The organism is Agromyces sp. CCNWLW203 (genome assembly GCF_036576125.1).
Classification (GTDB): Bacteria; Actinomycetota; Actinomycetes; order Actinomycetales; family Microbacteriaceae; genus Agromyces.
The window spans coordinates 449,478-459,149 of sequence record NZ_JAZHYX010000003.1 but is presented as its reverse complement, the minus strand read 5'-3'; the positions used below and the strand labels follow the sequence as shown (position 1 = coordinate 459,149).

General features: G+C 69.0%; 4 protein-coding genes. All 4 read left to right on the top strand.

Features of this window, described 5'->3' with window-relative positions; genetic code table 11:
• The coding region (locus VPH61_RS10305) for an Ig-like domain-containing protein (RefSeq protein ID WP_332063401.1) at positions 1 to 4,725 on the top strand (4,725 nt) is incomplete at its 5' end.
• A 43-nt stretch (positions 4,726 to 4,768) separates the two neighbouring features.
• Entirely contained in the window at positions 4,769 to 5,737 is a 969-nt protein-coding gene (locus tag VPH61_RS10300; protein WP_332063400.1) for an AAA family ATPase, read from the top strand.
• A complete protein-coding gene (locus tag VPH61_RS10295; RefSeq protein WP_332063399.1) occupies positions 5,734 to 7,101 on the top strand; it encodes a DUF58 domain-containing protein in 1,368 nt (455 codons plus the stop codon). The genes VPH61_RS10300 and VPH61_RS10295 overlap by 4 nt, the downstream gene beginning before the upstream one ends.
• Positions 7,098 to 9,632, top strand: coding sequence for a transglutaminase family protein (locus tag VPH61_RS10290; RefSeq protein WP_332063398.1), 2,535 nt, complete (start codon positions 7,098 to 7,100; stop codon positions 9,630 to 9,632). The genes VPH61_RS10295 and VPH61_RS10290 overlap by 4 nt, the downstream gene beginning before the upstream one ends.
• The last annotated feature ends 40 nt before the right edge of the window (positions 9,633 to 9,672 follow it).

The window sequence follows — 9,672 nt, the reverse complement described above, 5'->3', positions numbered from 1 at the left end:
AGCGATCTCCCGTCGATCGGCGAGCATCAACTGTCGGTCGTCGGCGACGAGCCCGTCATCCTCGACACGAAGCAGAATGCCGTCATCATCGACGGAACGGCCAGAGACCTCGACGAGACGGCGCTCGAGATCCAACAGGTCGGCGCTGAGAACGATTCAGTGCTGCTCGCTACGGGAGACTCGTTGCTGCAGGTGCCGCTCGGAGGCGGGGACGCCGTGGTGATCGACGCCGACATCGACGTCCCGACCTCCGAGGCGGATGTCTCGAGACCCGTCTGGCTCGACGGCTGCGCCCACGGCGCATGGGCCGGTGTCGGTCGGTACCTCAACGCGTGCGACGGGCAGGAGCCCGAGGTGCAGTCGATCGACCAGGTCACGACGGGCTCGCGCCTCGAGTTCCGGGTCAACCGCAGCGTCATCGCGCTCAACAACCTGACGAACGGCAACGTCTGGCTGGTCGACGCCAACATGCGGCTGGTCGACAACTGGGACGAGGTCACGCCGCCCGAGGAGAGCGACGCCGAGGAAGGCGAGGAGAAGGCCTCGCAGCAGACGTTCGAAGACACGCTCGCCGAGCGCAGCGAGACGAACCGGCCGCCCACCGCGCGCGACGACACCTTCGGGGTGCGGCCGGGTCGCACCACGGTGCTCGAGATCCTCGAGAACGACACCGACCCCGACGGCGACGTGCTCACGGCCACGAACGTGAGCGAGATCGCCGAGCAGTCGGGCCGGCTCGAGGTCATCGACGGCGGCCGCGCGCTGCAATTCACCCCGTCGCCGGATGCCGCGGGCACGGTCTCGTTCCAGTACACCGCCGACGACGGTCGTCTCGGCGTCGCCCAGGCCCACGTCGACCTGACGATCCGCCCGACGGCCGAGAACACCGCCCCCGTGGCGATTCGCTCGGGCGCCATCAGCGTCGAGCAGGGCAAGTCGATGGGCTACAACGTGCTCGCCGACTGGCTCGACCCCGACGGCGACGACGTCTTCCTCGTCAGCGCGTCGCCGACGAGCGGCGACTCTGTGCGGTTCGCACCCGACGGTTTCGTCACCTTCGAGCACAAGACCGGCGAGCTCGGCGTGAAGGAGGTGCAGTACGTCGTCTCCGACGGCACGCTGACGTCGGCCGGTGTGCTCACCGTCGACGTCAAGGAGCCCGGAGCACTGAACCCGGTCGGCACGCCCGACTTCGCAGAGGTCTTCGCCGGAGAGACCACCCTCATCGAGCCGCTCGTGAACGACCTGAGCCCGTCGGGCGAGCCGCTGGCGCTGCTCGGCGTCGAGAACGCCTCCACCTCGGCGACCATCACGCCGAACCTCGACCGCGGGGTGATCGGATTCGCCTCCGACCAGGTCGGCACCCACATCTTCATCTACAACCTCGGCGCGGGCGCCGCGACGAGCGTCGGCCTCATCAGGGTCGACGTGAAAGACCCTCCGGGGGAATCGCCGCCGCCGATCGCGGTGAAGGACACGGCCTACTTGCGTCCGGGCGAACCGACGACGCTCGCGCTGCTCACCAATGACGTGTCGCCGAGCGGGCGGGTGCTCGCCGTGCAGACGGTCGACACCGAGGCATCCGGCGACCTGCTCTCGGTCGAGGTACTGAACAACACGGTCGCCCGCATCACCGCGTCCGAGGCGATCACCCAGCAGTTGCAGTTCGAATACACCGTCTCCGACGGCATCGCGAGTTCGACGAGCACCGTGACCGTGGTGCCCGTGCCGCCGCTCGTCAAGCACCAGCCCCCAGTGGCGGCGGACGACGCGGTGACCGTGCGTGCCGGCGACATCGTCACCGTGCCGGTGCTCGAGAACGACTACCACCCCGATGCCGCGCCGCTCACGCTCGATGCCGAGCTCGTGGACGTCAGCGGGGCCGGCGGGCTCGTCTTCACCGCCGACGACACCGTGCGCTACCAGGCGCCGCAGGAGCCCGGCGTGTACACCGCCACCTACCGGGTCTTCGACGACTACGAGCAGTCCGCATCCGCGGTCGTGCGTTTCAACGTCGTCGGCCCCGATGCGAAGTCGAACCGGCCACCGCTGCCGCTGCCGCTGACCTCCCGCACCTTCGAGGGCACCGCGGTCAAGATCGACGTGCCGCTCGACGGCATCGATCCCGACGGCGACTCCGTCACGCTCGTCGGCATCACGACCCCTCCCTCCCTCGGCAAGATCGTCGACATCGGCAGTACGCACATCAGTTACGAGGCCTATGCGGGGTCGGCGGGCACCGAGTCCTTCACGTACGAGGTGGCCGATACCGCCGGCAAATCGGCGACCGGCACGATCCGCATCGGCGTGATCCCACGGCCGGTCGAGGCGCTTCCGCCGAACGCGGTCGACGACGTCGTCGAGTTGCGGCCCGGCCGACGTGCGGCGATCGACGTGCTCGCGAACGACTCGGATCCCAGCGGCTACCCGATCAAGGTGCAGAAGAAGCTGCCCGAGGTCGGCGAGGGCCTCACCGCGAGCGTGAAGAACAACCGAGTGCTCGTCGAAGCGCCCGACGCCGAGGGCGGCAATTCGGTGCGCTACGAGATCACGAACGGGCACGGCGGGGCCGACGGCGCCTTCATCCAGGTGCTCGTGACCGAAGACGCGAAGATCGAACCGCCGACCGCGCACGACCAGGTCGTCGAACCCAAGCACGTGGCTGACAAGAGCACCGTGACGGTCGACCCGCTGAAGGACGCCCAGAACCCCGGGGGGCTCGTTGAAGACCTCGTGGTGACGGTCGAGGGCCCGAACTCCGAGAACGCCGAGGTCATGACCGACGGCACGGTCAAGGTCAAGCCGACCTCGAAGCGCCAGGCGATCGCCTATCGACTCACGAACGAGGTCGACGAGCTCACGGCGATGGCATTCGTCATCGTACCGCCGAGCAGCGATGCCGATGAGGAGAAGAAGGAGGAGGAAGAGACCTTCCCGCCGCCGTATCTCGCCGAGCTCGGTCCGCAGATCGTGCGCATGAACGGCACCATCTCGTGGAGCGTGGGTGACATCGTGATCGTGCCGTCGGGCAAGCCCGCGCGCATCCTCTCAGCCACGTCGACGAACGGTGACGGGTCGTCGCCGATGACCGACGCCTCCACCTTGACCTACACGCCGGCCAAGGACTTCCGCGGCCAGTCGGCGGTGACGTTCGAGGTCACCGACGGCGAGAGCGCGAGCGACCCGAAGGGTCGTAAGGCGTTCCTGACGATCCCGATCACGGTCGGCGACCCGAACTTCGAAGACGTGCCACCGACCTTCACCCCGCGCACGATGAAGATCGAAGCGGGCGAGGCGCCGCAGGAGATCGACCTGCGGCAGTCGAGCGGTCACCCGAGCGACAAGGTGCTGCAGGAGCTCTCGTACAACGGCCTCAGCGGCCAGAACGCCGACTTCTCGGCCGGCATCAGCGGTTCGATGCTCACGGTGAGCTCCCCGCTCGGCGTGCAGCCCGGCACGAAGACCACGTTGACCTTCACCGTCGACTACAAGGAGTTCTCGGTGCCCGGCTCGATCGACGTCGAGGTCGTGAGCTCCTCGCGACCCAAGGCCGTGCCGCGCGACGACGGACCCGAGGAGATGCTGCGCAGCCAGTCGAAGACGATCGACGTGCTCGCCAACGACCTCAACCCGTTCGAGGCCGAGGGAACCCCACTCCGAGTCATCGACGCGCAGATCGACCAGCTCTCGGTCGGCAGCGCGGCAAGCGTGACCTTCACCTCGACGGGCATCACCGCCAAGACCGGCCCGACGTTCACCGGCGAACTCAGCATCGTCTATCGCGTGCAGGACGGCACCAAGGATCCGGCCCGCGAGGTGCAGGGCCGCGTCACGGTGATCGTGCGCGCTGCGCCCGACGCGCCGGCCCAGCCGCAGGCCACCGCCGGCGACGCCGCAGCCACGGTGCGGTGGCAGGCACCGGCGACCAACAACTCGCCGATTCTCGACTACACCGTGAACTGGTCCGGGGGGAGCAAGACGTTCCCTGCCAGTGCCGCCGGCACCGCTCAGCCGATCACCGGGCTGACGAACGGACAGGGCTACGCCTTCACGGTCACGGCGAGGAACAAGATCGGCAGCACATCATCCAGCCCAAGCGCGACGGTGACGCCCTATGGCACGCCGACAGCTCCGCGGAACGTGACGATCTCGAAGAGCGGCGACGCGCCCGCGACACTGACCATGCGGTGGGCTGCGCCGTCCGACACCGGCGGAGGCGGGGTCGACTACCGGTGGCGCCTGAACGGTGGCAACTGGCACAACACGAGTTCTACGTCGGCGTCCACCGGCGGTGCCGATGCCCGCACATGGACCGTCGAAGTTCAGGCGATCAACAGGGGCAGCGGCAAGGCCGGCCCCGGCGCGAGCGACTCCGTCGTCGTCAACAACCCGCCGCCTCCGCAGCCGTCGGGCTCGATCGGCAAGGGTCCGAGCATGGCGTGCGACAGCGGCGGCAGCGGTTGCGCTGAGGTGCGCATCACGTGGAACAACATGGATGCAGGTCGATATCAGATCTACGTGACGGTCAACGGTTCCTGGAGCAACTGGAAGGGAACCTACGACATCGGCGCGAGCGGGAACCTCCAACTTCAGAACCACCTCGGCCAGCGGGCGGCGGGCGAGACGATCGCCGTGCGATTCGAGAACGTCAGCGGCGGCACGTCGCGAACGCTGGGCGGAATCAGCGGAAGCCAGTGGAACAACATCGGGTACGGCACATGGTGACCTCGTGCCAACAACTCAGCCCGAACATCTCAGAGGAGCAAACATGTCAGTGACACAAGAACAGGCGGACTGGTTCTCCGACGCCTTCGCGAAGCTCGTCGACAACGTCGACCAGGCGATCCTCGGCAAGCGCGATACCATCCGGCTCGTCGTGACGGCGCTGCTCAGCGACGGCCACGTGCTGCTCGAAGACGTTCCGGGCACGGGCAAGACGGTGCTCGCCAAGGCGCTCGCCAACACGCTCGACGGCTCGAACTCGCGCATCCAGTTCACCCCCGACCTGCTGCCCTCGGATGTCACGGGCGTGACGATCTACGACCAGGGCAAGGGCGTCTTCGAGTTCCACAAGGGCCCGATCTTCGCCTCGATCGTGCTCGCCGACGAGATCAACCGAGCGAGCCCGAAGACGCAGTCCGCACTCCTCGAGGTCATGGAGGAGGGGCGCGTGACCGTCGACGGCGTGAGCCACGACGTCGGCCGCCCGTTCATGGTCATCGCGACCCAGAACCCCGTCGAGCAGGCGGGCACCTACACGCTGCCCGAAGCCCAGCTCGACCGCTTCCTGATCAAGACCTCGCTCGGCTACCCCGATCACAACACCGCGGTCGCGCTGCTCCTCGACTCCTCGAACCGCGCCCGTGCCTCGAAGGTCTCGCCGATCATCGCCCCCGGCTCGGTGGCGGCGATGGCCCAGCTCGCCTCCGAGGTGTTCGTCGATGCATCCGTGCTCGCCTACCTCAACCACATCGTGACCGCGACGCGCAGCCACAAGGACTCGACGCTCGGTGTCAGCATGCGCGGTGCGCTCGCGCTCGCGCGCGCCGTCAAGACGTGGGCGCTGTCGCAGGGCCGTACCTACGTGACGCCCGACGACGTGCGGGAGCTCGCCGTGCCCGTGCTCGCGCACCGCATCATCGTCGACCCCGAGTCGGACTTCGCCGGCGTCACCGCCGAAGACATCGTGAGCCGAGTGCTGGTCGACATCGAACCTCCCGCCTACCGCGCGGCATGACGACGTCTACTGCGCCCGAACGCCCGGCAGCCCCATCGGTCGACGGCGTGGCGGGCATCGCCACGCCTGAACGGCCGGGCACCGCCCCGCGCGTGCCCTCGCAGACCGTCATCGCCCTGCGGGGCCTGTGGCGTGCCGTCGCGGGCGGCGTCCGCAATGCGCTGCGGCTGTCGGGGCAGGCCCTCGGCCGAGTGTTCGGGTTCGCCGCGCCGGTCACGAGAGTGATCTCGCCCCTCGGGTGGATCGTGCTCGCCGGCGCGGTCGTGGCGTTCGCGCTCAGCCGCATCTTCGGCTGGATCGAGTTCGGATTCGTGGGTGCGACGCTCGCCGCGGCACTGCTGGTGGCCATCGCGTTCGTCTTCGGGCGAGCGAACTTCAGCGTGCACATCGAGTTGAACCCGCACCGCGTCGTCGCGGGCGAGCGTGCCCTCGGCCGCATGCTCGTGACGAACATCGCCGCGAAGCCCTCGATCCCGTCTCGCATGGAACTGCCGGTCGGCGGCGCCGTCGCGGAGTTCGTCGTTCCGGTGCTCGCACCGGGCGCCGAGCACGACGAGCTCTTCGCCGTGCCGACGCACCGTCGTGCGGTGATCGTCGCTGGCCCTGCGATCACGGTGCGCGGCGATCAGCTCGGGCTGCTGCGCCGCACCGTGAAGTGGACCGACGAGGTCGAGCTGTTCGTGCACCCCGTGACGGCCCGGCTGGCGCCGAGCGCCTCGGGCCTCGTGCGCGACCTCGAGGGCGAGGTCACGAAGACGATCACGAACGACGACATCTCGTTCCACGCCTTGCGCTCGTACGAACCGGGCGACGCGCTGCGCAACGTGCACTGGCGCACCTCGGCGCGCACCGGCCAGCTCATGGTGCGTCAGTTCGAGGAGACCCGTCGTTCGCAACTCACGATCGTGCACACGACCGACCGCGACGCCTACGCGTCCGAAGACGAATTCGAGCTCGCCATCTCCATCACCGCTTCCATCGGCGTGCAGGTCGTGCGCGACGGCACCAGAATGAGCATCGTGAGCGAGCGGATGCCGCTCTCCACCGCCACCCCGACGTCGCTGCTCGATGACAGCTCCCGCCTGGTCGAGACCTCCGGCGACCACGCGAACCTGCGCGATTTCGCGAGGGACGCGACGAAGCGCCTGCCTCCGCCGAGCGTCGTGATGATGGTCGGCGGTTCGCGGATCCCGCTCGCCGACTTCCGCGCGGCTGAGACCGTCTTCGGTCTCGACACGCAGACCATCGGCTTCCGTGCCGAGTTCGGCGCGCCCTCACGGATCGCGAAGGTCTCGGGACTCACGGTCGTGACGATCGGCGCGATCGGCGACCTCGCCCGCGTGATGCGGCGGGTGCGACCATGACCGATTCCTCGAGCCCCGTGCACCCCGTTCCCGCAACTCCCGCAGCTCCTGCGCAGGCAGCCCAGCCGGCGCTGCGACCCTTCCCGACCCGGGCCTGGCCCGATGTCGCGATCATCTCCGTGCTCTCGCTCCTCGGCGTGATCGGCTACGAGACGTCGTTCGGCGACTACAACTTCCTCATCGCCGGTGTCGGCGGCCTCGTGGTCGGCACGGCGTTCGGCGTGCTCGGCTACGTGCTGCGGCTCGGGGTCGTCACCAACGTGCTCGCGGCCCTGCTCGGCTACTTCCTCTTCGGCAGCGCGCTGACGATGCCCGCCCAGTCGTTGTTCGGCGTCGTGCCGAGCCTCGAGTCGCTCGCGGGGCTCGCGCTCGGCGCCGTCTGGGGCTGGACCGACATCGTCACGCTGCAGACCCCGGTCGAGGCGCCGTACTACATCCCCGTCGTGCCGTACTTCGCGACCTGGCTGGTCGCGCTCGTCGGCACGATGCTCGCGAGCCGCTGGCTCGTGGTGCGCCGTTCGCCGCTCCGCTCGAGCGTGCTGCTGATCGGCCCGGCACTGCTCTTCCTCTCCGGCATCCTGCTCGGCACCGACGAGACCTACTTCGCCGGCGTCCGCGGCGTCGCGTTCGCCGCGATCGCGCTCATCTGGCTCGGCTGGCGGCGCAGCGCGGCTCCGGCGGCGAGCGACTCCGGTGTGCGCCGGCTCCAGCGCCGGAAGCTCGCGGGAACGGGCATGCTCGTCACCGGCGCGGTGCTCGTGGGTGCGCTCGCCGGCACGGCGCTCGCGCCGACGCAGCCCGATCGATTCGTGCTCCGTGAGGAGATCACGCCGCCGTTCGACCCGCTCGCGTTCCCGAGTCCGCTCGCGGGCTTCCGTTCCTACACGAAGGACCTCGCCGACACGCCGCTCTTCACGGTGAGCGGACTGGAACCCGGCGACGTGATCCGGCTCGCGAGCATGGACTCGTACGACGGCCGGCTCTGGAACGTCGCCGGACCCGACGACATGGCCGCGTCCGACGGCGGGTTCGAGCTCGTCGGCGAGACGCTGCCGCTGCCCGAACTCATGCGGGCCGGGGGCGAGCGCACGGCGTCGGTCGAGATCGCAGGCTACGACGACGTCTGGCTGCCGGGCGTCGGCTACCCGACTCGACTCCGCTTCGACGACGACGGGAGCGTCGCCAGTGCGGGCGACCTGCGCTACAACTCGTCGACCGGCACCGCGGTGCTGACCAGCGGGGTCGAGGAGGAGTACCGCTACACGATCGACTCCACGCTGCAGAAGGGGGTCGACGACGACGACCTCATCGACACCCCCGCGGCGCAGATCGACCTCGCTCCGATCGAGAACACCCCGGATGTCGTCGTCGCCAAGGCGCAGGAGTTCGCCGGCGCCGCCGAGAGTCCCATCGAGCAGTTACGGGCGATCGAGACGGCGCTGAAGACCCAGGGGTTCCTGAGCCACGGCCTCGCCTCCGACTCGGTGCCCTCGCGAGCCGGCCACGGTGCCGACCGCATGATCGAGTTGTTCACGCGCAGCCAGATGATCGGCGACGAGGAGCAGTACGCCTCGGCGATGGCCCTCATGGCGAGGTATCTCGGGTACCCGGCGAGAGTCGTCATGGGCTTCGCGCCGCAGATCGGCGAGGACGCCGACTCCGTCGAGGTCGTCGGCGACGACGTCACCGCCTGGGTCGAGGTCGCCTTCGAGGGCGTCGGCTGGGTGGCGTTCCATCCCACGCCCGACGAGACCGACATTCCTCAAGACCAGACCCCGAAGCCGAAGTCGGAACCGCAGCCGCAGGTGCGCCAGCCCCCGCGCAGCGACAACGAAGACGAGGACCTGCTCACTGCCGTCGAGATCGACGACAGCGACGACGAGAAGAAGGACCAGCCCTTCGTCATCCCCCTGTGGGCGTGGATCACGGCGGGAGCCGTGGGCATTCCATTGCTGCTCGTCTTCGGCACGATGCTCGTGATCGCCGCGATCAAGGCGCGTCGTCGCAGTCGCCGGCGGAACCGGGGAACCGGCGACCGCCGCGTCGCCGGAGCCTGGGACGAGATGACCGACGAGTTCGCCGAGCTCGGGTTCGAGGTGCCTCGCGTCGGCAGTCGCCGGCAGGTGGCTGCGGCGATCGAGCTCCAGTTGCACGAGCAGGGCCTCGGAGACGCGCGCAGCGTGCACACCGACACGGGTCCCGTGCGTGTCGTCCGTGCCGACGGCCCGGCGAGCGGCATCCGGGTGATGCCGTTGGCCGATGCCACCGACCGGGCTGTCTTCGGTGGCCAGGAGGTCGAGCAGACGGTCGTCGACGAGAGCTGGAGCGCCGCGCTCGAGTCGGTCGGACTCGCGCGCGCGGCATCCGGTCGTCTCAGGCGTCTCTTCAGCCGATTCCGCATCCGTTCGAAGCGGGACTGGGCGAAGGTGGACATCTCGGGCGCCAAGCCGGTGAAGGCGGTGAAGGCCGCCAAGCCGCCGAAGCGCGCGAAGCCCGGCGGCGGCGAGGCCGTGGCACCCGCAACAGGATGACGTGGGTGCTGCGACTCGGCCGTGTGCTCGCTTAGAGTGG

Coding starts and splice junctions, on each gene's coding strand:
- VPH61_RS10290 (WP_332063398.1), top strand. CDS start 7,098: ATGACCGATTCCTCGAGCCCCGTGCACCCCGTTCCCGCAACTCCCGCA.
- VPH61_RS10295 (WP_332063399.1), top strand. CDS start 5,734: ATGACGACGTCTACTGCGCCCGAACGCCCGGCAGCCCCATCGGTCGAC.
- VPH61_RS10300 (WP_332063400.1), top strand. CDS start 4,769: ATGTCAGTGACACAAGAACAGGCGGACTGGTTCTCCGACGCCTTCGCG.